Consider the following 22725-nt stretch of genomic DNA (forward strand, 5'->3'; position numbering starts at 1 on the left):
ATACGTTGAGGTTTATGTCTATCCGATCAGAGTGTCGCCCTGTCATTTGCCTGAGCGCTCTGCCGAGCGGTTATGCGCTGCGAAATCAATTGCCACGCACAGTAAATCAACAGGAAGGTGCCGGCTATTTGCATTGCCCAGGGGCCACCAAACCTTGCGGCCAACTGGCCGGCGATCAGGCCTCCAATCGCATCGAAGCCAAAGCGTGTCGAGGTGTAGATCGACACCACCCGACCACGCAACACTTCCGGCGCCTGGCTTTGCAGCAGGATGTTGGTGCCGACATTGTTGATCGTTACGCCGAAACCCAATACGGCCATTGCAACCAACGACAACGCCAGGTGGTTGCTGGCCGCAAACACCAACAAGGCGATAGCGCTGAATGCGGCTGTGAGGATAATCAAACGCTGCAGTTGCTCGGCGGATTGGCGACCGGCGAGCAGCAGCGTCGAAAGCAGTGAGCCGAATCCCGCGGCCCCCCAAAGCCAGCCCAGCGTCCTGGCATCACCGGAAAAGATATCGCGAGCGAACACCGGCAATAATACGGCGTAGCTGGAAGCGCTAACGTTTACGACCAATACCCCCAGGATCAGGCCGCGCACCGACGGCGTTTGAAGGGCGTAGGCCAGGCCTTCGCGAAAGATGTTGCCCATGGTGCCGTTGGCACGCACGCCTGCGCTCATGCGAACGGCCAGCAGGCCGAAGATGAGTGCAGCGTAAGACAGTGCATTCAATGCAAAACAACCCGCCTCGCCGACCATACCGATCAGTAACCCGGCCAGCGGCGGACCGACAAAACGAGAACAAGTGAATAGAGTGGCATTCAATGCCAGGGCATTCGGCAGGTCTTCGACATTGTCGACAAACCGGCTCAGCAGCGATTGGCGCAGCGGCGTGTCCACGGCGTTCAGCACACCCAGTGCCAATGACATGATGACAATCAGGTTGGCGCCAATATGGCCGCTGTAGGTCAGCAGTGCCAATAGCAGTGCCTGGATACCCAGCAGCGTCTGAGTGAACAACAGCAGTCGACGTTTATCATGTCGATCAATCCATGCACCGGCGATCGGGCCGACCAGCAACTGCGGCAACAAACTGGCGCAGGTCGTGATACCCAGAAGGGCTGCGGAGCCTGTAAGACGGTAGACAAGCCAGGACAGCGCCACCATCTGTACCCAGGTGCCCAGCGTGGAAATCGCATGGCCAATGAAGTAAAGGCGAAAGTTGCGATGGCGCAGCGCCCGAATGGAGTACGGCCAACGAGACGACGCAGGTGCTTGGAAGTCATTCACGACAGAGATTCCGTCAGCGGCAAATAATGTTCACATGTTAATTGATTATCACCCCTTCGCGTGATCAGTCCGCCGTCAAGGCTTGATATTTTTCAGGTCATTGAGCAGCGCCACTAGCTGCTCCATTTTTTCCGCACCAAACTGCTCCTCAATCTTAAGGTAGTTGCTTTCCATGCCTTCGCTCATGGAGACAAAGCATTGCTGGCCGCGCTCGGTGAGCGCCACAAGCACCCGACGCTGATCCTGGCTGGACTTGTGTCGACGCACCAGGCCATCACGTTCCAGGCGACTCAAAACACCCGTCATGCTCGGTTTCAGAATGCAGGCCTGATCGGCAAGTTGGTGGCTTTCAAGTTCACCCTGCTGGCGCAGTATCCGAATGATCCGCCACTGTTGTTCAGTCAGGTCATGTTTGTTGAGTGCAGGCCGGAAGAAGGCCATTGCGGCTTCGCGCGCTTGCAATAAGGTCAATGTCAAAGAAGGTCTGGGGTTGGCCATGACGAAACTACTTGAATGGACGAGTCGGCAGCTTAGTGTCGCCAGCCAACGGGGGCAAGCTGCGGACCAACACTCGTTTATTCGCTTGATAGCGTTTTCACAACGTGCCCCCAGTGGACCTCGCCCAGCGGCAGCGCCTGTGAAAAGTACAATCCGTTCCCCGTAAAAGCCATTCTGTCAAACAGCGGCCGTGGCCATGATGATCCGGACAAGATCAACAAGACCGACGCAAAAATACCTATGCCCTGCTTAACGCAAACCCGATTGACGCTGGCGGTACTCCCCCGGAGTGAGCTTTGCATAGCGCTGGAAAAAACGACTGAAATAGGCCGGATCCTTGAACCCGAGCTGGTAGCAGATTTCGTTCGCAGAGCTGCCCGTGAACAACAGCAATCGTTTGGCCTCCTGCATCAACCGCTCCATGATCAAACGCTTGGAAGGCAGGTCGGCGATCCGTCGGCATACATCGTTGAGTCGTGCTTCTGTCACCCCGATGCCTTCAGCGTAACGCGACAATGGCCAGTGCTGCTGATAGTGGACTTCGATCAGCTCATTGAAACGATGGAATATTTTCAGATCCTCGTGCCTGGCAGGCGTGGCTTTCAACGAGTTGGAGCACAGCCGCAACAGGCTGACCATGATCAATCGCGTCAAACTGTCCAGGGCGGCGCTACGCCCGGAACGCTCAGCGATCACCTCCTCGCTCAGTTCCTCGAACAGATATTCCAGGCGGCGGACATCACCGGCATCTTCCGGCCCCAAATGAGCCAGCGCGACACACGCCGCCGGCAATTTCGCTCCGGCCGGCGCCAGGCTGGAATCGGCATCGATCAGTTGCCATACCAATTGCTGACGCACCGTCAGCACGTGCCCGTCGCTGTCGGGCTCGGTCACAAAGGAGTGTGGGACGGTGGGGGGGGTCAGGAAGAACATCGGCCCGGACTCAACGTATTGCTGATCATCCAGATACACCCGCACTGTTCCGCTTTTTACGTAGTGAATCTGGAAGAACCGGTCATGCCGGTGAACCGGCATGTTACGGCCGAAGAAACCCGCCAGGTTACCCAATTTGTCGTAATGGACTTCAGCGTCGCTATAACGCTGATCGTATACCTGGCCAATGTTGATGTTCGGGATCGGTTGACGGTCGGTCATCGCACACTACTCATTTTTCTTGATTCACGCATCGCAGTCGCTTTCATCCTGCACCCAAATCGGTCCCACAACCACTGTGCGGACAGTCTGCCACGCTTGACGATAGTTAATATATTAATTATAACTGTTAACACATTAACGAAATCACAGAGCCCTCATGGCTCTGCCAGGAGAAAAGCATGAGCCGTGCCTTGCATGACGTCGCGACCGGCACCCTTTTCGGTGTCGCGTTGAACTATCAGGGACTGCTGAAACAGCGCCTCGCCGAATTCGAACAGCCGCCTTATCAGAAGCCGCCAATCAAACCGGTGCTGTTCATCAAGACGCCCAACACGCGCAATCAGCACGGTGCCGATGTCGTGCATCCGGGAAATGGCGAACGTCTGCAGCCTGGGCCAGCATTAGGGGTTGTGATCGGCAAGACAGCCAGCCGGGTCCGTCCAGACGAGGCACTCGCTTACGTGGCCGGCTACACCATCGTCAATGAATTCAGCCTGCCGGAAGACAGCTACTACCGCCCTGCTGTCAAAGCAAAATGCCGTGATGGTTTCTGTGCCATCGGCCCCGAACTGGTCCCGACCACACAACTCGCCGACCCACACAGTCTGGCCATCAAGCTGTACGTCAATGGCGTGATTCGCCAGCAAAACACCACGGCCAACTTTGTCCGCAACATTCCTTTGCTGATCGCCGAAATCAGCGAGTTCATGACCCTGCACGAAGGCGATGTCCTGATCACCGGAACCCCGGAAGATCGCGTCGATGTGCAGCCGGGCGACACCGTCGAAGTCGAAATCAGCGGCCTGGGCCGCCTCGCCAACCACATCGTGGCCGAGTAACAGGAGCCTCCATGAAACACGCCCGCATACACTTTGAAGGCGAAGTCCACCTCGCCCATGTCGAAGACAATAACGCCGTACGCCTGGCTGACGGTCGCCTGCTGGCCGAAGATCAGGTGCAATGGCTGCCACCGGCGACCGGTAGCATGTTTGCCCTGGGTTTGAACTATGCCGACCACGCCGCAGAACTCGCATTCAAGCCGCCGACCGAACCGCTGGCATTCATCAAATCCCCGGGGACTTACACCGGCCACAACCAGGTGACATGGCGCCCCGACAACGTCGCGTACATGCACTACGAGTGTGAGCTCGTTGCCGTCATCGGCAAGCCGGCACGCAACGTCAAGCGTGAAAATGCCCTGGAGTACCTGGCCGGGTACACCGTGTGCAACGACTACGCGATCCGCGACTACCTGGAAAATTACTACCGGCCCAACTTGCGGGTGAAGAATCGCGACGCCACGACCCCCGTCGGTCCTTGGATCGTCGATGTGGCCGACGTGCCGGACCCGGGCAACCTGAAGCTGCGCACCTGGATCAACGGTGAACTGCGTCAGGAAGGCAGCACCAGGGACATGATTTTCGACATCCCCTACCTGATCGAATACCTGTCCAGCTTCATGACCCTGCAGCCGGGCGACATGATCGCCACGGGCACGCCTGAAGGTCTGGCCGATGTGGTGCCGGGCGATGAAGTCATCGTGGAAGTTGAAGGTGTAGGTCGCCTGGTCAATCGGATTGTCAGCGAAGCGGAATTCTTCTCCGCGCACAAAGAGGCTTGAGCACCATGATCAAACACTGGATCAACGGCCGCGAGGTCGAAAGCAAAGATGTGTTCGTCAATTACAACCCGGCCACCGGTGAAGCGATTGGTGAGGTCGCCAGCGGCGGTGCCGATGAAGTGGCTCAGGCGGTGACCGCAGCCAAGGAAGCGTTTCCAAAGTGGGCTAACACGCCAGCCAAGGAACGTGCCCGGCTGATGCGTAAGCTTGGCGAACTGATCGAGCAAAATGTGCCGCACCTGGCCGAACTGGAAACCCTCGATACCGGCCTGCCAATTCACCAGACCAAAAATGTATTGATTCCACGTGCTTCGCATAACTTCGACTTTTTTGCCGAAGTCTGCACGCGCATGGACGGGCACAGCTACCCGGTCGATGACCAGATGCTCAACTACACCCTCTATCAACCGGTAGGTGTTTGCGGCCTGGTTTCGCCCTGGAACGTCCCGTTCATGACGGCCACCTGGAAGACCGCGCCGTGCCTGGCGCTGGGCAACACCGCCGTTCTGAAAATGTCCGAGCTGTCGCCGCTGACCGCAAACGAACTGGGTCGCCTGGCCGTCGAAGCGGGCATTCCCAAGGGTGTACTGAACGTTATTCAGGGCTATGGCGCGACGGCAGGAGATGCCCTGGTGCGGCACCCGGACGTTCGCGCAATTTCCTTCACCGGCGGCACCGCCACCGGCAAGAAAATCATGCAGACCGCAGGCCTGAAAAAGTACTCCATGGAGCTGGGCGGCAAGTCGCCGGTGCTGATATTCGAAGATGCGGACCTTGAGCGAGCCCTGGACGCGGCGCTGTTCACCATCTTCTCGCTCAACGGCGAACGTTGCACCGCCGGCAGCCGGATTTTTATCCAGGAAAGCGTTTACCCGCAGTTCGTGGCCGAGTTTGCCGCTCGCGCCAAACGCTTGATCGTCGGCGACCCCCAAGACCCGAAAACCCAGGTCGGCTCGATGATCACCCAGGCCCATTACGACAAGGTCACCGGCTACATCAAGATCGGTATCGAAGAAGGCGCCACCCTCCTCGCTGGCGGCCTTGAGCGTCCGGCGAACTTGCCTGCACACCTGAGCAAAGGCCAGTTTATCCAGCCGACTGTGTTCGCCGACGTCAACAACAAGATGCGCATTGCCCAGGAAGAGATCTTCGGCCCGGTGGTGTGCCTGATCCCGTTCAAGGATGAAGCCGAAGCCCTGCAACTGGCCAACGACACAGAGTATGGCCTGGCGTCCTACATCTGGACCCAGGACATTGGCAAGGCGCACCGCCTGGCCTATGGCATCGAAGCGGGCATGGTGTTCATCAACAGCCAGAACGTGCGCGATCTGCGCCAGCCGTTCGGTGGTGTGAAAGGCTCCGGCACGGGCCGTGAAGGCGGCCAGTACAGCTTTGAAGTGTTCGCCGAGATCAAGAACATCTGCATCTCGATGGGCAGCCATCACATTCCCCGGTGGGGACTGTAACCGGCCTATCGATTGCTGAAGTCCGCGAGGGTCGCGCATCGGCCTGTCGCGGCTTCGCTGAATGTCGGATTTAAACGCATAACAACAATTTCAGGAGAATCATCATGGGCGAAGTCGTCCTGGCCGCGAAAATCTGCCACGTCCCCTCGATGTACTTGTCGGAGCTTCCCGGCAAACACCATGGCTGCCGTGAAGCGGCCATTGCCGGGCATAAGGAAATCGGTCGTCGCGCCCGTGAGCTGGGTGCCGATACTGCCGTGGTGTTCGATGTGCACTGGCTGGTCAACAGCGCTTACCACGTTAACTGTGGCGAGCATTTCAAAGGCATCTACACCAGCAACGAATTACCGCACTTCATTAAAAACATGGAGTACGAGTACCCGGGCTGTCCTGAATTGGGCGAGTTGATCGCCGCCGAGGCCAACGCCGCCGACGTGCGCACCCTGGCTCACAACATTCCCAGCCTTGAGCTGGAATACGGAACCCTGGTGCCGATGCGCTATATGCACATGGGAGTACCGCAAGACCAGAAATTCAATGTCGTTTCGATTGCCGCCTGGTGCGCCTGGCATCGCCTGCAAGACAGCTTCACCTTCGGCGCCGCCGTACGCCGTGCCATCGAGAAGAGTGACCGCAAGGTCCTCGTGCTGGCGTCCGGATCGCTGTCGCACCGCTTTTCCGATGATCGCGATGCCGAAGCCAACATTCATAACTGGACCCGTGAGTTCGACAAACAAGTCGACCTGCACGTCGTGAATCTCTGGCGCCAGGGTCGCTGGAAAGAGTTCTGCGCCATGCTCCCGGACTACGCCGAGCACTGTTTCGGCGAAGGCAAGATGCATGACACCGCCATGCTCCTCGGCTTGCTTGGCGGACCGAATTACGACAAGCCCGCCGAAATCATTACCGAACCCTTCGGTAGTTCAGGCACCGGCCAGCTCAACGCCATTTTCCCTGTTTGACTGTACGGCCGCGCGTCCCTCCCGCGCGGCCTCAAGGAGCCGTTCATGCCCCACTTCATTGCTGAGTACACCGACAACATTGAACAGCAAGCCGACTTGCCCGGGCTGTTCGAAAAAGTCCACGAAACACTGGGTAACAGTGGCGTGTTCCCCCTGGGTGGAATCCGTAGCCGGGGCGTGCGCCTGGACACCTGGCGCATGGCCGACGGCAAGCATGACTACGCCTTCGTCCACATGACCTTGAAGGTCGGTCATGGCCGTGATCTGGCCACGCGCCAGAAAGTCGCGCAAACACTCTTCGACGTTATTACCCGGCACTTCGCCGACCTTCAGGCTCAGCGCCTGCTGGCCTTGTCATTCGAAATGATCGAACTGCACGAGCAACTCAACTTCAAGGAAAACAACGTCCACGCCTTCCTCAAAGCCCAAGCCCGCTAACCCGGCCTGCCCGTTCGTTCCATCGGCCCCTCAGACAAAAAGTATAAAACCATGAGCACAGCCAATACCGCCGACACCCTCAACACCCTCGCACGCGACCGAACCCACAGCACCATCACCTGGCGGCTGATGCCGTTGTTGTTGATCTGCTACCTCTTCGCTCACCTCGACCGCATCAACATTGGCTTCGCGAAGATGCAGATGAGCGCCGACTTGAATTTCAGCGACACGGTCTATGGCCTTGGCGCCGGTCTGTTCTTCATCGCCTACGCGCTGTTTGGCGTACCCAGCAACATGGCCCTGGACCGTGTTGGCCCGAGACGCTGGATTGCCACGCTGATGGTCGTCTGGGGGGCGTTGTCGACCTGCATGTTTTTGATCGACAGTGCTATGGGGTTCTATGTCCTTCGCTTCTTGCTGGGGGTGGCCGAGGCCGGTTTTTTCCCGGGCATACTGGTGTTTCTCAACCGCTGGTATCCGGCCGGCCGCCGAGCGCAAATAACTGCACTGTTTGCAATCGCGGTGCCGATGGCCGGTGTCATCGGTGGCCCGCTCTCGGGTGGCATCCTCGAACACTTTCATGATTTTGGCGGCCTGCGCGGCTGGCAATGGATGTTCGTCATCGAGGGTACGCCCGTCATCCTGCTCGGGCTGGTGGTGCTCAAGTGCTTGCCGGACAGCTTCGAGACGGTCAAGTGGCTGACCTTGCAGCAGAAGCAACAACTGCGCGAGCAACTGAACAAAGAAGAACACCGCAAATCGATCACCTCGCTATCGGCCATTCTCACTAACCCGCAGGTGTGGCTGCTGGTGGCGGTGTATTTCGCGGTGATGCTGGCGGTCAACACCCTCGCCTTCTGGATGCCTACGCTGATTCACGGAGCAGGGATCGGCAGCGACGGCAAGGTCGGCCTGCTCAGTGCCGTGCCTTATCTGGCCGGTTGCTTTTTTATGATCGGCTGTGGGCGTTCGTCCGATCGTCTGCGTGAACGACGTTGGCACCTCTGCGTTCCCTTGCTGATGTCTGCTGTCGGTATCGCTGTCGCCGGACTCTCACCCACCAACCCGACGTGGGTGCTCAGTGGTTTGGTCCTCGCCGGCATGGGGGCCAGCGCGGCGTTGCCGATGTTCTGGCAGTTCCCGCCCGCCTTTCTTTCCAACAACACCCAAGCCGCCGGCATTGCCCTGATCAGCTCCTTCGGAAGCATCGCATCGTTTTTCGCGCCCTATCTGATCGGCTGGATGCGCGACACAACCCAGAGTGCCAGCCTGGCCCTTTACGTCCTGGCACTTCTCATCGCACTCGGTGGTTTTCTGGTGCTGCGCACCCAGGCCGCCATCGTCAACCCTCAGTAAGAGATCAATGTCATGCTTGACCAACAACTCATTCAGCAAGCCGCCGCCCGCCTCGAGCACGCCGAGCGTTCGCGCGAGCAGGTCCGTCAGTTTTCCCTGGATCATCCGGCTATCACCATCGAAGACGCGTACGCCATTCAACGCGCTTGGGTCGCGCAGAAAATCAAGGACGGCAGAAAACTGGTCGGGCACAAAATCGGCCTGACCTCGCGGGCCATGCAGGTGTCGTCCAACATCACCGAGCCGGATTACGGCGCTCTTCTCGATGACATGTTCTTCGACGAAGGCACCGACATTCCGTTTGAACGTTTTATCGTGCCGCGGGTAGAAGTCGAGCTGGCGTTCATTCTGGGCAAACCCCTGAAAGGCCCGAACGTGACGGTCTTTGATGTGTTGGACGCCACCGAATGGGTGATCCCGGCGCTGGAAATCATCGACGCGCGCATCCAGCAGGTTGACCCGCAAACCAAGGCAACTCGCCAAGTGTTCGACACCATCTCCGACAACGCCGCCAACGCCGGCGTGGTCATGGGCGGTCGCGCGGTGCGTCCGACGGAGATCGACTTGCGCAAAGTGCCAGCCGTGCTCTACCGCAATGGCGTAATCGAAGAATCCGGTGTCTCCGCCGCGGTGCTCAATCACCCGGCGAAGGGTGTGGCCTGGCTCGCCAACAAACTGGCGGCTTACGACGTCACTCTGCAACCCGGACAAATCATCCTGGGCGGTTCCTTCACCCGTCCTGTGGCCGCAAACCCTGGCGATACCTTCCATGTTGATTACGACATGCTGGGCTCTATTGCCTGTCGTTTCGTTTGACCGGAGACTCGCACGATGGATATGCCTGTTAACACCTTCAAGCTACGCCTGCAAAGCGGTGAAGCGCAGATCGGTCTTTGGCTCGGGCTCGCCGACCCGTACTGCGCAGAACTGGCGGCCAACGCCGGTTTCGATTGGCTGTTGATCGATGGCGAACATGCGCCCAACGACCTGCGCGGTATGCTCGGCCAGCTCCAGGCCGTGGCGCCCTACCCCAGCCATCCGGTAATTCGCCCGGTCATTGGCGATACAGCATTGATCAAGCAAGTACTCGATATTGGCGTGCAAACGTTGCTGGTGCCCATGGTCGAAAGCGCGGAACAGGCACGGGAACTGGTCCGAGCCATCCACTACCCACCCAGCGGCGTTCGCGGCGTAGGCAGTGCATTGGCCCGCGCATCGCGCTGGAACAGTATCCCCGGCTACCTCGACAAGGCCGATGAGCAAATGTGTCTGCTGGTTCAGATAGAGAATCAAGAGGGCCTGGCCAATCTGGACGCGATTGCGGCGGTAGAGGGTGTCGACGGGGTCTTCATCGGCCCGGCGGACTTGAGCGCCTCCATGGGTTTTCGCGGCAATCCCGGCCATCCCGACGTTCAGGCCGCGATCGAGGACGCCATCGCCCGCATCCAGAAAGCCGGCAAAGCGGCCGGCATTCTCAGCGCCGATCAGAAACTGGCCAGGCGTTACATCGAATTGGGCGCGGCGTTCGTGGCTGTCGGCGTCGACACCACCGTATTGATGCGCGGCCTGCAAACCCTCGCCGCCACCTTCAAAGATGCTCCGGCACCTACCAGCTCCGGCGGCGTGTACTGATTCCTTCGAGATAGCCGACGAGACTCAACGATTTGAAACTGCTGCGCGCACAGGCTTACGTCAATGGCCAATGGATCGAAGCCGATGACAGCCATCGTTTCCCGCTAGCGCTTGAGCGCTTTCAACTCGTTGAGCAACGTCAATAACGTCTGCAACTTCTCCTCGCCAAAACCAGCCTGCAGCCGCTGATAATTCGCTTCCATACACTGACTCATCGAGCTGAAGCAGGCCCGCCCCTTTTCCGCCAGCCGCACCAGCACTCGTCGTTGATCCTGCTCCGCCTTACGCCGTTCGACCATGCCTGCGGCCTCCATGCGCACCAGCACGCCGGTCATGCTCGGCTTGAGGATGCATGCCAGCTCCGCCAGGCGATTGATTTCCAGCTCCTCGTGCTGACTGAGGATGCGAATGACCCGCCATTGCTGCTCGGTCAACCCGTGCTGATTCAAAGAGGGACGAAAAAAACCCATTGCGGCTTCGCGAGCCTGGAGCAATGTGAGGGTCAAAGATTGGCGCGGCCTGGACATCGGAATACGTTCGAACTCATCGTTAGTTAATAAATTAACTAAACTCTATCATCCTCCGCTCAGCATTGCGCGTTCCTGATCATTACGAAGCGTCGTGAAATCCCGTTGCGCTTGATCGGACACTCGCGCGGACAGCGAGCCTCTCCAATTCTGGCAGCCACGGTCAAAACCCACGGCACACAGGATCAAGACACCTACCGGTCGGAAGGCACTTAATACCACCCAACAGGTACAGAGCTTCTTGTAGGCCCTGCAGTTGAGTTTTCCTTCACTATTCCAGGCTGCGCCATGATCAATATCGAAACGCCAACCTACTACTCGGCAACCAAAAAATACAACCTCAGCTTTCCGACCCTTGAGCAAGACGTGGAGGCGGATGTCGTCGTGATCGGTGGCGGTTTCTCCGGCATCAACACGGCACTGGAACTGGCTGAAAAAGGCATCACCAATATCGTGGTGCTGGAAGCGCGTTACCTGGGGTTTGGTGGTACTGGCCGCAACGGCGGACAAATCATGGCGGGCATCGGCCACGATCTCGAAAAGATCAAGAAGCACGTGGGCGAGCAAGGGCTGCGCGAGATCTTTGAGATCAGTGAGCTGGGCGCCGGAATCATCAAGGATCGAATCGCCAAATACTCAATCGATGCTGACTTCTGCAACGGCTATGGCTACATGGGCTTCAACGCCCGCCAGGAAAAGACCCTGCGCGCCTGGGAGAAAGACTTCAAGTCGATCAATACCAAGGACGAAATCCGTTTTATGGCAGGGTCCGAGGTCAAGCAGATCATTGGCTCCGATGCTTACACCAGCGCGCTGCTGCACATGGGCGGCGGGCATGTTCACTCACTGAATCTGTTGCTGGGTGAAGCCAAGGCGCTGGTCGGGCACGGTGTGCGCATCTACGAACACAGCCCGGCCCTGGAAGTCAGTTATGGCGAACGCATCACCGTACGCACGGGCCGGGGCTCGGTGAAAGCCTCCAAGTTACTGTGGGCCTGTGACAGTTTCCTCAACAAACTGGAACCGGAATTGCACAAGACCACGTTGAACACCTACGCCTTCCAGTTGATGACCGAACCGCTATCGGACGAAATGATTAACCGCATCAGTCCAATACGCGGCGCCTACAGCGATATTCGGCCGGTGATCGACTATTACCGTGTCACCAATGAAAACCGTCTGCTGTTCGGTGCCGCGACGCCCTTTGTCGAGCACATCCCGCAGGACTTGAAGGCGTGGAACCGCAACCTGATGCTGAAAATTTTCCCGTACCTGAAGGACGTGAAAATCGACCTGGCATGGGGTGGTCCGATGGCGACCGGGGCCAATCTCTTCCCTCAAATCGGCACGCTCGGCGGTCGTCCCAACGCCTTTTTTGTGCAGGGTTACGCCGGCTTCGGGGTGACGCCCAGCCACATCATTTGCAAGGTATTGGCGGAGGGCATGAGTGAAGGGTCTTCCCGCTACGACCTGATCAGCTCGGTCAAACATGCGCAAATCATGGGCAAAGATCACATCCGCCCGCTGCTGCTGACGGCCGGCAAAAGCCTTCACCAACTCTCGGGCTATTTCAACGGTCGCCGTTGATCCCCACCCTTTCATTCACAGGAGAACTGCCATGCCCGTTACCACTCTCAAGAAAGACATCCAACTGTCCGAGCTCGACGCCTGGGGCACTGTCGCCGACCTCGGCTCCGAAATCCTCGAAGGCGAAGTCAAAGCCTTTGGGAAAATGACGTTTGGCGCACCGACCGATCCAGTCAGCAGTGCGTATTTCGGCACCACCCAAGGCAAATTCCGCATGGTCTACCCATTTTCAGAACAAGCCACCGTGGTCACCGGCGAAGTGGTTTTGACTGACGAATCCACGGGCCAGAGCACTCGCTACAAGGCCGGCGACAGCTGGTTCGTGACCAAGGGCACGCCTGTGCTCTGGGACATTGTCAGCGAAAGCTTCGTGAAGCATTATTTCGCGGTTGCCTGACCGTTACCCGCTGCCGGCTCACGCCGGCAGCCTTTTGGCGAAGTTACCGACCATGAACGCCATCCCTGCCCAGGAAGTCGCTGGCCATTGCCTGCAGGCTTTCACTCAAATCGTTCCTGCCAGCCAGGCCGCGTTTTATTGTGTCGACCGACAGCTGCAAGCCCGCGACTTCCGGTTGCACCAGATGAGCGGTGAAATGCATCGCGATTATCTGGACAACTATCGTCAATTCGATCCGCTGCAACCGCGCAATTGTCAATCAAGCGGTCTGGCCGTGGTGCCTCTTGGTTTCGCCATGGCCCGACAGCCCACCCGTGACAGTCGCCGCTATCGAGACTTCCTGCAACGCTACGGTGTCGTCGACGTAGTGGAGATACTTGCCCATCGCTCCGGCCAGCCTCAGGCCGCTATCTCCTTGTTGCGCACCGCTGCACAAGGTGCTTTCACCGCAGATCAGTTGGCTCAACTCAGTGCTTTGCAGGCGCTGCTGCAAATGGCGGTTGCCAACATGCAGCCCTATGAAGATTCGCTGTCAGGACTGACCCCCAAAGAGCGTCAGATCGCGTTGTTGTTGCGCCAGGGCGCCAGCAACAAACAACTGGCCCAGGAGCTGGATGTCGGTCTTCCCACCATCAAGACCCACTTGATCAACCTGTTCCGCAAGACCGGCGTGACCAGCCGCACCGAACTGGTGGGGGCGCTGTTTCTGTAAGCCGGTTCAACCATCTGGTTGATAGGCGAACCACTGTCCCGGCCGCATGATCCAGGTTGTCAACTCATTCAACCGGAGCCATGCAATGACCACACAATCTGACTGGATCACCGTAGGTGCCCTCGCCGACGGTTTCGCCCCAGAAGCTTTTATCCTGCCCAACCTCGCCGATCTCAACGGCAAGACCTTCACGCTGCACTTCGCTAACGGCTGGCAGATCGAGCATCGCTTCGAAACAGCAGAACTGAGCTGGAAGGCCGCTGACGGTCACTCCAGCGGATCTGCCGCGTACCGCGCCACGTCCGTGCGTCCTGGCCTGTATCTGGTCGATTTCATCAAGCGCGAAGCCGGTCAGGCGTGGTCGGTGAGCCTGGTCCTGGACACCGCCACGTCGTCGTTCACCGCCGTGATCGCGAGCATGCCGACTCAGGCAGAAACACAGGAAGGACTGTACAGCCGCGCGCTTGCCGGTAAGCCCCTGACGTCGGTTGAGGTGCAATTTCTGCAGGGCAGTCTCGACCGCCCCTGGCAAGAAGGCCAATGCCCACACGCGCCGACCCGAGAATTGGTCGGGTTGCGCAACCTGTATCGCTATAGCCCCAGCGAAGTGTACGAGCACATTTATCTCAACGATCAGTTCTATGCCTGGCAGTGCCTCAAGGGCGTCGAGCAAGGCTTGTGCGATACCGACCGTTGCCATTACTACAAGATCGCCGAGCAACTGTACCTGTTCGTCTGGCGCGAAAAGATCATCCCCACCCTGGGCCTGGTATTGATCGACCTGCAACAGCACCGCAGCGACGGCAAGATCTTCGGCTACGCCGGCGCGTCCTTCGATGAGTTGTCGAACTTTCCGGTCAGCTCCTACTGCCAGGTCCTCAATCGCACGGAGTATCCCGATGCCTGAGTCACGCACGATTGTCATCACCGGGGCCGGAACGGGCATCGGTGCAGCTTGCGCGCGGCTGTATGCGGCCGAAGGTGCCCATCTGGTCCTGGTCGGTCGTCGACGCGAGCCTCTGGAGCAGGTTGCTCGGGAAACCGGCGGCCTGATCCTGGTCGGCGATGCGGCCTGTCCGGACACGTGGGAAGGATTCGTTGCGCAGATTCGTGAGCGCTTCGGTCGACTTGATGTACTGCTGGCCTGCGCCGGCGGTCATGGCCTGGGGAGCGCGACTCAGACCAGTCCGCAAACCTGGGAAGCATCGCTGCGCAGCAATCTGGACAGCGCGTTCTACAGTGCCAGGGCCTGCCTGCCGCTGCTGATCGAGCAGGCTGGCAGCGTCGTGCTGATCGGCTCCATCGCCTCGCTGGCCGCCGGACCCGAAGTGTGCGGCTACACCACTGCCAAGCACGCATTGCTTGGGCTCAACCGCTCACTGGCCAGGGACTACGGGCCACGCGGCGTGCGGGTGAACGCGGTTTGTCCGGGCTGGGTCACGACCCCGATGGCCGATGAGGAAATGCAGCCATTGATGAGTTTCTATGGCGACACACTGCAGCAAGCCTACGATCGGGTTTGTGCCGATGTGCCCTTGCGGCGTCCTGCCAGCGCCGACGAAATCGCCAGGGTTTGTCGCTTTCTCGCCAGCGCCGACGCCTCGATCATCACAGGGGCGACCGTGGTCGCCGACGGGGGTTCCAGCATCGTCGATGTGCCAACGCTGGCTTACGCTCACATGGAGGCCGCCCATGCGTGAAGACTTCAATTTCAGCGGGAAAACGGTACTGGTGACCGGTGGCGCGCAGGGCATTGGCCGGGCAATCGTCGAAGCCTTCGCATTGCGCGGGGCGCGAGTGATGATCGCCGATCTTCGTCTGGCTCAAGCTCAGGCGGTCGCTGCAGACTTGAAGGCGCGAGCGTGCCAGGTTGAGGCTGTGGACATTGATTTGGCCGACGCGACAGCGGTAGCCAAACTGGTTCAAGGGTTGGAGCGAGACTGGGGGCGGTTGGATATCCTGATCCATAACGCCGGCTACTTTCCGCTGACGCCGTTCGCCGAGATCACCCCCCCGATTCTCGAGCGCACGCTGGCAGTCAATCTCTCGGCACTGTTTTGGCTGACCCAGGCAGCCTTGCCGATGTTCCAGCATCAGGGTGCTGGCTGCGTGCTGGTCACCTCGTCGGTCACCGGTCCACGGGTGGCCTACCCAGGGCTGAGCCATTACGCGGCGTCGAAGGCCGGGGTCAACGGCTTCATCCGCAACGCCGCTCTGGAACTGGCCTGTCATGGCGTGCGCGTCAATGGTGTCGAGCCCGGCATGATTGCCACGCCAGCCATGGCCAATCTGGGCGACGATCAGGTCAATGGCGACATTGCCAGCCGGGTACCGTTGGGACGACTCGGCTCTGCCGAGGATATTGCCGGGGCCATGCTCTTTCTTGCGTCTGACCTGGCGACTTACATCACCGGACAGACCATCGTCGTTGACGGTGGATCGACCTTGCCCGAGGTGTGATTTCGCACCTCGGGCAAACGACCTGAACCGCCTGGACCCCATCAGCCACGGCTTGCACCTTCGAGCATCGACAGGGAATCCCTGAAGACACGCGACAGGGCTGCAAGCCGTTTGACGTAACCCTGCGGCGTCGCATAAATCAGCTCCACATGCAGGCTGTCGACAATGCCAAGATAGGCGTCGCAGAACACTTCGAGCTGCTCAGGCTGAACCCCCGCCGACTGGTATTTGTCATGCGCGGCGCTCTGAAAGCACCGGCGAATTCGTCCCAGGTAACCCTCGAACCCCGTGGTAATCACTGTGCGGATATCCGCCGGCGGGAAGTAGGCCGTGCGCAATAGAAAACGCAGATGCGCCGACACGTCATAGCGTCCGATCAAACGTTCGAGGTGTAATTGACCGGGTATATCCGTGTGCCGGGCCTCTTCCTTGAAACAGGTGCTGATGTACTGATGCTCATGTTCCAGGGCGATCTCGAAGACCGTCTGAAACAGGTCATCCTTGCTGACAAAATGCGCGTAAAGCGACGCCTTGCGCATGCCCGCCCGGACGGCGATCTCGTTGAGGGACGAGGCGTCGTAACCGTGATCGGCAAAGTGTTCGACCGCTACTGCGCAAATATTACTGGCCGACGGGGTGAGCGGTTTCATGACATCGTTTTCCCTGACTCATAAAATAAGGACTCAGTGCTCGGTCCTGACAAGTCATGGCCAGCGACATCAGTGCTAGCGGTGGCTTCCTGCCCGTCGGCAGGAAGCCTTCGCCAGCTTATCCAGCACCTTGGTCAACGTCAATTCGTTAATAGATTAACGACCTACGCGGCCCCGACCGCTTGTTGCAAATGGGTCGAGCGGAAGTCCTTGGGTGAGAGGTCGAACTGTTTTTTGAACGATCGACTGAAGTGAGCGGAATCAGTGAACCCCCACTTGTATGCGATCGATGTGATCGACTCACTCTTCAAGAACGGATTCGTCAGGTCATCCGCGCTTCGTTTGAGTCTCGCACGCTGAATGTAGCGGCAGACACTGTCGTCCTGCTCTTCGAACAACCGGTACAAATGACGAACCGAGATGTTCAAGCGGCTGGCAAGACCCACCGGGCTTAGCCCCGGCTGAGTCAAGGATTCCTCAATGACTTTCTGGACATAGCTACGCAGATTATTGCCCTGCAGGGATGCAGCGCTGTCACCCTGCGTGTCATCCATTTCGAAGGCGGAACCGAGCAACGAGACAAAGGCTGATTGCAGGGCTTCACCTTCTGCACTCGAATCCTGCCCGATCTGCCCTTCCCTGCACAGTTGATCCATCAACACATGAAGCATACGGCCACAGGCCTTGCTGGAAGAAATCTTGCCGAAGGTTCTCGAAGCGCTTCCCAGGTGTTTGTACACCTCGTTGCGCGAGAGCGACAGCGAGGCATGTTCGATAAGCCCGAAAGGGCTGATCTCGATCGACCCTGTGGAGTCCATCAACAACATATCACCCGGAGCCAACTGAATGACCTGGCCATTTTGGGTGATCTGACAATAGCCACTGCGCTGGCTGACCAGGAAACAATGTTGATCGTTATCGTGATCGGCATTGGGCCGGTCGCGGGAGATCAAACCGGCGTTGGTACGCAGATTGGCCAGTGACAGACCGCCCCTGGACTGTTTGGAAACCTCGCCGATGAACAGCGAACGGTTGTAGGCCAGTTCAGTGTCGAAATGGCCACAGGCCGCTCGCAAATCCCGAGTCCAGTTTTCTAATCCATGTTGCGCAGACTGATAGGTGCTCATGGGCATCTCCGCAGTGGCATCTTGTTTTTGTTGGCTAATAGTTAACATGTTATCTATATAGACGCAACAAATCCGTGGTACCGACTACAGAAGCACTTATGGTGCCAACTCCTGAATTCAGAGTCCGTTCAATACCCGCTGAAACCCCACCAGCACATTCAGCAGTTCCTGACGTTGCTCGCCGCTCAGGGCGATGTAACGACGAAAGGCCGGCATTCGGTTGACCACCTCGCTACCGCCCATATGTTCCAGCCGAACCTGCCATTGAGGCCCGTCCAGATCGATTTGCAGGGTTTTGAAATCAAGCACCATCAACGATTGATGCAACGCTTGGTCTTCTTCCAGGCGGGCCTGGAGCCTGGCTGCCAAAGCGGGGTCTCCCGCCCGTTGCCGACACTTCAACCCCGTGCGCCGGATCGACCCGCCATGGTGCAACTCGAAGCGAGCATTGCCCTCCACTGAGGCGGGCACCCTGATCATGAATTGCGTCATCACCAGGTGCATCAGCAATTGCGATTCGGTGCGCTCGACAATGTCGATCTGAAGGTCGGCTTCTTCCAGAATCAGCACGGCCTCGGCCGGGCCTGTCGAGGTAAAACCCTCCCTTGCGAGGTTACGCCGCAGGTACTCCAGCGTGACCCCTGGTCGGTAACCTGTCGGGGCCCGCTGGGCACTGAACATCTCAGACAGTTTTTGCAGCATGGTCGAGATACCCGTTGTGAGGGTTGCCAAGCTCATGGGAAAACTCCTTGGCCAGCACTTCTTCGACCGAAGCTGGCTTGAATGGATTGACTCGCTGCACCACCAAGGTCCAGAACAGGGCGTACGACGCCGTTATCCCGAGCATCACCCCGAACGGCACGTAGATATCCGCCGGGTTCATCCCTGGCGGGGTAATGAACCACATGCCCAGCAAGATGCCGACGCTGGAGAGAATCTGTGGCAACGGGAAGAATGGCGAGCGATAAGCGCGTGGCAGATCCGGACGACGAATCCGCAGGATGACCACGGACAGCGTCACCAACAGGTAGGCAAAACTCCACGCACAGACCGCCGCCAGTACCAGGTGCATGATGTTATCGGTGTTGCCGCCCAACCACAGGGCATACAGGCACGGAATCAGCATCGCCACCAGAATGCACAACAGCGGAGTTTTGAAACGCGGGTGCAAGTACGTGAACATCTTGGGCAACGCACCGTCCACCGCCATGCCGTAGAGAATTCGCGGCACGCCCGCCATCAGCGTGTTGATCGTGGCGGCACCGGCAAACAGAAAGCCGATCCCCAGCCACATCGGGCCGACATGCCCCATGACCTGCTCGGCGAACTTCGGAATGGCCATGGGGGTATCGAGCAGATGCACGCCCGTGGCAGCATCCAGCAACACGTTTTCGACCTGACGCTTCATCGCGGCGCCATAGATGAACATGCAGGCGGCAACACTCAACAGTCCCAGAATCATGGCCTTGGGCATGACCTTGGCCGAGTTGCGCAAGTCCGGCGCCAATGGAGTCACGAACTCGCAACCGACGAACATAAACATGGCCATGCCCACCAGCGACAGAATGGTGATCAAGTCAGTACCCACCAGAGAGACGCCGAACCAGCCATCCAGTTGTACCGCCGGTGCCGCGATCAGCCCCAACACGCCAAACACCATCAACGTGGTCCACATGCCGAAGGTCAGAATGATCTCGGCGCGACCAAAGGCGCTGACGCCGAACGCATTGAGAACCCCGAACACGACGACGAACCCTACCCCGAGCAACCAGGAGCCGCCGGCATTCTCCGCCAGGGTATTGAGGTGCTCGAAGTTCACCAGCGCCATGACCCCGGACAGAATGGTTTCCGCGGTGCCCGCGAACACATGCACGATCAGGTACGCCGACAACGTGCCGGTGATCGCGAAGAAGCGCCCCATCCCGCAATTGATGTAGTCGTAGACCGAACCGGTGGTTGGCAGGATCGACGCCGCTTCGGCAAAGGTCGTCGCCTGGGCGAGCATCATGACTGCCGCAATCAGCATGGCCACCGCGAATGCGCTGCCGCCGATACCAAAGCCCATGGTCGCGGTGAGAATCACCGGGCTGGCCATGATCAGGCCGATGGTGCTGGCCAACGCGGTTGGAAAACCAACGCTGCCCCGTTTCAGATGCTGTGTGAGCCGGTCATTGATCGACATGGTGCGGATCCTCGAAAGCGGATTTCTTGATGGATGTATCGAGCCGTTCAAGGAGCCGGCGATGAAGCCCTCCCCAGCCAGTCCCTGATCGAAACGGCCTCGTGTTCAGGATCACTTTGCGCTCGTCCCGGTCCGTCGTCTTGCCCATGTCTGCCGCCGGTTTTGTTGCTGCCTGCCAAGGAGCACTGCCTGGCTGGCAGAGTCAATTGCGTGGCACGCAGATCAAAGACTTCCCTCGCTCCCAGTCATCCTAATGCGCCCTCGACCAACAATGCTGGGGAACGTAACAATGGAGCAAACGCTGAAAACACGATCGCTTTCCAAGGCCATTGGCCTGGGCGTCGCGCTGTTGACCGCTAACTCGTCCACCTACGCCTACGAGCTTTACGCCGATGAAGACACTAAAGTCACAGGCAACTTCCTGGCTGTCTACGGGATGTTTAACAGCCGGAAAAACTATGACGGCACCACCGGTGGCTCCAGTTGGCGCGAAGGTTTTATCAAATATGGACTCAGTATCGATCAGACACTTGGCAGCGCGGGGAGCGTCTATGGAACAGCCAACCTGGTCAGTTCGGGCACCTGGGGGGACGGTGATGCGGCGGGCATTACGGATGGCACCGAACGCACCACGAAATTCGACGAAGCCTTTGCAGGATGGCGTTCGGGCGAACTCTTTCCAGTCCTGGGCAAGGACGGCGTAGACCTGTCGTTCGGCCGCCAGATCATCACCCTCGGCGACGGTTTCATCATCAACGACGACGGCCTTAATTTTGGCAAGGGACCTGCCGACGGCAAGCTCAATCGAGGAGGCGCCTACTACCTGGCCGCTCGACATGCTTTCGACGAGACTGCTGTCGTTCGCCTGGGGGGCAAAGACGGCGTACACGGCAGCCTGATGTGGATGAAGTCCAACAATCGCTCACAAGCCAACACCGAAATGGCCGCAGGCACACTGGAATACACCGCCGCACCGGGTACCCTGGGCTTGACCTACATCCACGGCATCGACGTTGACGACCGCTATGCCAGCGACTTCCAGAAGCAACGCGAAGGCATGAACATCTATAGCCTTCGCGGCGCGGGCAATGCCGGGATAGAAAACGCCCACTTTGCTTTCGAATATGCCTGGCAGGACAAGGACGCCGGCAACGAAAAAGCCTGGTACACCGAAGCCGGCTACACCTTCGCAGATTTGCCCTGGTCGCCCGACCTGACTTACCGCTACAGCCGCTATTCAAAGAACTGGGATTCGATGTTCAACGGCTTCAACCGCGGCTATGGCACCTGGTTCCAGGGTGAAGTGGCATCCAATTATTCCGGCCCCTTCAATAGCAACACCTCGGTCCAACATGTCGCGTTGAAGGTCAAACCGGTCGACGTGGTGACGGTCGGCGCACTGTTCTTTGACTACAAGACACTGCACAAAAGCGACGCACTGAACCTCGATGGTCGCGAGCTGGATCTGTACGCCGAATGGGCTGTGAGTGAGCACCTGATCGTCACTCCACTGTTGGGCCTGTACAAGCCGAACAAAGACGAAAGCAACGGCGGGAATCAGGTGGGCGGCAATGGCACCAACGTTTACAGCCAACTCACCGTGGCCGTACCGTTCTGATGACCTTCAGGAGCTGCACTGCGCAGCTCCTGAGCCAAACTACTGTTTGTGTTCAAGCAACATGGTCTGAATCCGATGCGTGGCCTGGCGGGTACATTCCGCCAGCTTTCGGACTTCGTCGGCCACCACCGAGAACCCCCGCCCGATCTCTCCTGCCCTTGCCGCCTCGATCGCGGCGTTCAGCGACAGCAGGTTCGTCTGGTCCGCAATGCTTTTAATGACACTCACGACGGTTGCGATTTGCCCGTAGGTCGCCTGATTCTGCTCAAGCATCTGACGGTGGGTTTCCCTGGCCGAACGCTCATCACTGATGTCACGTACTGCGCCGATGACGCGGGTCAAACGCCCCTGCTCGTCACGGGCCGCACGACCACGTTCGCGACACCAGATGTAGTCGCGGGTCCTGTGGCGCATCCGGTACTCAAAGACATACTCGCCACTGCCCTGTGGACTGAGAATCTCACGATCAAAGATCGCCATGATTTTTGGCAGGTCATCTGGATGAGTGATCCCGACTTGTGCATCCCAGCCGTCGGGCAACTCTTGGGGGCCGTAGCCCATGAGAAGGCGGAACTGGCTGGAGAAGCGCATACAGCTGGCAGGGTCCTGGACATCGCCGTTGACCACATTGATGTCCCAGCAACCTTCAGTGAGCGTTGACTGCAACAGGTCCCAGATTTTCGCATCCTGTTCATGTTGGCGGGCATCCAGAACGCGCCGGTTCAACTCGACTTCAAGTGATTGTTCACGAGCGCGCACCTGCTCCAGTTGCTGACAACGCTCGGCAAGCGACTGTTCACTGCGTTCAAGCTGCAGGCTCAGGTCCCGGGTCTGCGACTCGGCGGCCAGCCGTTGATGCGCAACCTCAGCGCTTTGCCTGACTAACTCATCCAGGCACATCTGCAACTGCGGGCAGGCGCCAAGCCCCTTCACCTCAAAAGCCTCGCCGGCCAGCAGGCGCTGCAAAGCCTCAGCGAGTTCAAGCATCTGTTTATGTTTCTTGAAAAACATCAGCCAGTCCTTTGTTCATCGAGTCTAAGGACTG

Annotated in this window: 24 protein-coding genes; 15 read left to right on the plus strand and 9 right to left on the minus strand. The window is 58.5% G+C overall.

Features of this window, described 5'->3' with window-relative positions:
• Positions 1-26 precede the first annotated feature (26 nt).
• The 3 genes from GQ39_RS10785 to hpaA all read right to left on the minus strand — a co-directional run bounded on the left by GQ39_RS10785 (position 27) and on the right by hpaA (position 2945).
• On the minus strand, positions 27-1292 hold the full coding sequence (locus GQ39_RS10785; protein WP_047529637.1) for an MFS transporter: 1266 nt from the start codon (positions 1290-1292) through the stop codon (positions 27-29).
• Between the two features lie 75 nt (positions 1293-1367).
• Complete coding sequence (gene hpaR / locus GQ39_RS10790) at positions 1368-1790, minus strand: homoprotocatechuate degradation operon regulator HpaR (RefSeq protein WP_047529638.1); 423 nt, start codon at positions 1788-1790, stop codon at positions 1368-1370.
• Between the two features lie 249 nt (positions 1791-2039).
• On the minus strand, positions 2040-2945 hold the full coding sequence (gene hpaA, locus GQ39_RS10795; RefSeq protein ID WP_047529640.1) for a 4-hydroxyphenylacetate catabolism regulatory protein HpaA: 906 nt from the start codon (positions 2943-2945) through the stop codon (positions 2040-2042).
• Between the two features lie 179 nt (positions 2946-3124).
• Between hpaA and GQ39_RS10800 the strand changes: the two genes are divergently transcribed.
• The 8 genes from GQ39_RS10800 to hpaI all read left to right on the plus strand — a co-directional run bounded on the left by GQ39_RS10800 (position 3125) and on the right by hpaI (position 10420).
• Positions 3125-3784 carry a fumarylacetoacetate hydrolase family protein gene (locus tag GQ39_RS10800; protein WP_047529641.1) on the plus strand — a complete coding sequence of 220 codons (660 nt, stop codon included), beginning with the start codon at positions 3125-3127 and terminating at the stop codon, positions 3782-3784.
• Positions 3785-3795: 11 nt separating this feature from the next.
• On the plus strand, positions 3796-4566 hold the full coding sequence (locus tag GQ39_RS10805; RefSeq protein ID WP_047529643.1) for a fumarylacetoacetate hydrolase family protein: 771 nt from the start codon (positions 3796-3798) through the stop codon (positions 4564-4566).
• Between the two features lie 5 nt (positions 4567-4571).
• On the plus strand, positions 4572-6032 hold the full coding sequence (hpaE, locus tag GQ39_RS10810; RefSeq protein WP_047529644.1) for a 5-carboxymethyl-2-hydroxymuconate semialdehyde dehydrogenase: 1461 nt from the start codon (positions 4572-4574) through the stop codon (positions 6030-6032).
• A 104-nt stretch (positions 6033-6136) separates the two neighbouring features.
• Positions 6137-6994: a 3,4-dihydroxyphenylacetate 2,3-dioxygenase gene (gene hpaD / locus GQ39_RS10815; protein WP_047529646.1), complete on the plus strand. Its 858-nt coding sequence runs from the start codon at positions 6137-6139 to the stop codon at positions 6992-6994.
• Positions 6995-7039: 45 nt separating this feature from the next.
• Positions 7040-7432: a 5-carboxymethyl-2-hydroxymuconate isomerase gene (locus GQ39_RS10820; protein ID WP_047529648.1), complete on the plus strand. Its 393-nt coding sequence runs from the start codon at positions 7040-7042 to the stop codon at positions 7430-7432.
• Positions 7433-7483: 51 nt separating this feature from the next.
• Positions 7484-8788 carry an MFS transporter gene (locus GQ39_RS10825; protein WP_047529650.1) on the plus strand — a complete coding sequence of 435 codons (1305 nt, stop codon included), beginning with the start codon at positions 7484-7486 and terminating at the stop codon, positions 8786-8788.
• Between the two features lie 12 nt (positions 8789-8800).
• Positions 8801-9604, plus strand: a complete 804-nt coding sequence (gene hpaH, locus GQ39_RS10830; protein WP_047529652.1) for a 2-oxo-hept-4-ene-1,7-dioate hydratase — start codon at positions 8801-8803, stop codon at positions 9602-9604.
• 15 nt (positions 9605-9619) lie between these two features.
• Positions 9620-10420 carry a 4-hydroxy-2-oxoheptanedioate aldolase gene (hpaI, locus tag GQ39_RS10835; protein WP_047529654.1) on the plus strand — a complete coding sequence of 267 codons (801 nt, stop codon included), beginning with the start codon at positions 9620-9622 and terminating at the stop codon, positions 10418-10420.
• Positions 10421-10524: 104 nt separating this feature from the next.
• On the opposite strand, the gene hpaR (GQ39_RS10840) is transcribed toward hpaI, so the two are convergent.
• A complete protein-coding gene (gene hpaR / locus GQ39_RS10840; RefSeq protein WP_047529655.1) occupies positions 10525-10947 on the minus strand; it encodes a homoprotocatechuate degradation operon regulator HpaR in 423 nt (140 codons plus the stop codon).
• Positions 10948-11235: 288 nt separating this feature from the next.
• On the opposite strand from hpaR (GQ39_RS10840), the gene GQ39_RS10845 reads away from it, so the two are divergent.
• The 6 genes from GQ39_RS10845 (at position 11236) to GQ39_RS10870 (ending at position 16103) form a co-directional block, all read left to right on the plus strand.
• Complete coding sequence (locus tag GQ39_RS10845; RefSeq protein WP_047529657.1) at positions 11236-12534, plus strand: NAD(P)/FAD-dependent oxidoreductase; 1299 nt, start codon at positions 11236-11238, stop codon at positions 12532-12534.
• 31 nt (positions 12535-12565) lie between these two features.
• Positions 12566-12931 (plus strand): cupin domain-containing protein, encoded by a 366-nt coding sequence (locus GQ39_RS10850; RefSeq protein ID WP_047529659.1) that lies wholly within the window; start codon positions 12566-12568, stop codon positions 12929-12931.
• Between the two features lie 52 nt (positions 12932-12983).
• Entirely contained in the window at positions 12984-13643 is a 660-nt protein-coding gene (locus tag GQ39_RS10855; protein ID WP_047538738.1) for a helix-turn-helix transcriptional regulator, read from the plus strand.
• 85 nt (positions 13644-13728) lie between these two features.
• Entirely contained in the window at positions 13729-14550 is an 822-nt protein-coding gene (locus GQ39_RS10860) for a molybdenum cofactor biosynthesis F family protein (RefSeq protein WP_047529660.1), read from the plus strand.
• A complete protein-coding gene (locus tag GQ39_RS10865; RefSeq protein WP_047529662.1) occupies positions 14543-15343 on the plus strand; it encodes an SDR family NAD(P)-dependent oxidoreductase in 801 nt (266 codons plus the stop codon). Before GQ39_RS10860 ends, GQ39_RS10865 begins: the two co-directional genes overlap by 8 nt.
• Entirely contained in the window at positions 15336-16103 is a 768-nt protein-coding gene (locus GQ39_RS10870) for an SDR family oxidoreductase (protein ID WP_047529664.1), read from the plus strand. The genes GQ39_RS10865 and GQ39_RS10870 overlap by 8 nt, the downstream gene beginning before the upstream one ends.
• Positions 16104-16144: 41 nt before the next feature.
• Here GQ39_RS10870 and GQ39_RS10875 read toward each other — a convergent pair whose 3' ends face one another.
• The 4 genes from GQ39_RS10875 to GQ39_RS10890 form a co-directional block, all read right to left on the minus strand.
• Entirely contained in the window at positions 16145-16753 is a 609-nt protein-coding gene (locus tag GQ39_RS10875) for a TetR/AcrR family transcriptional regulator (protein WP_047529666.1), read from the minus strand.
• Positions 16754-16917: 164 nt separating this feature from the next.
• Entirely contained in the window at positions 16918-17880 is a 963-nt protein-coding gene (feaR, locus tag GQ39_RS10880; protein ID WP_047529668.1) for a transcriptional regulator FeaR, read from the minus strand.
• 117 nt (positions 17881-17997) lie between these two features.
• Positions 17998-18582, minus strand: a complete 585-nt coding sequence (locus GQ39_RS10885) for a DUF3156 family protein (protein ID WP_047529669.1) — start codon at positions 18580-18582, stop codon at positions 17998-18000.
• The gene (locus GQ39_RS10890; RefSeq protein ID WP_047529671.1) at positions 18563-20062 is read right to left on the minus strand and encodes an APC family permease; all 1500 of its coding nucleotides are present in this window, start codon (positions 20060-20062) and stop codon (positions 18563-18565) included. The genes GQ39_RS10885 and GQ39_RS10890 overlap by 20 nt, the downstream gene beginning before the upstream one ends.
• Before the next feature lie 289 nt (positions 20063-20351).
• Here GQ39_RS10890 and GQ39_RS10895 point away from each other — a divergent pair, with 289 nt between their 5' ends.
• Positions 20352-21680, plus strand: coding sequence for an alginate export family protein (locus tag GQ39_RS10895; protein ID WP_047529673.1), 1329 nt, complete (start codon positions 20352-20354; stop codon positions 21678-21680).
• Positions 21681-21719: 39 nt separating this feature from the next.
• On the opposite strand, the gene GQ39_RS33610 is transcribed toward GQ39_RS10895, so the two are convergent.
• Positions 21720-22691 carry a methyl-accepting chemotaxis protein gene (locus tag GQ39_RS33610; RefSeq protein WP_047529674.1) on the minus strand — a complete coding sequence of 324 codons (972 nt, stop codon included), beginning with the start codon at positions 22689-22691 and terminating at the stop codon, positions 21720-21722.
• Positions 22692-22725: the final 34 nt, after the last annotated feature.

The sequence above is a fragment of the Pseudomonas sp. 11/12A genome (assembly GCF_000800055.1).
Lineage (GTDB): Bacteria > Pseudomonadota > Gammaproteobacteria > Pseudomonadales > Pseudomonadaceae > Aquipseudomonas > Aquipseudomonas mohnii.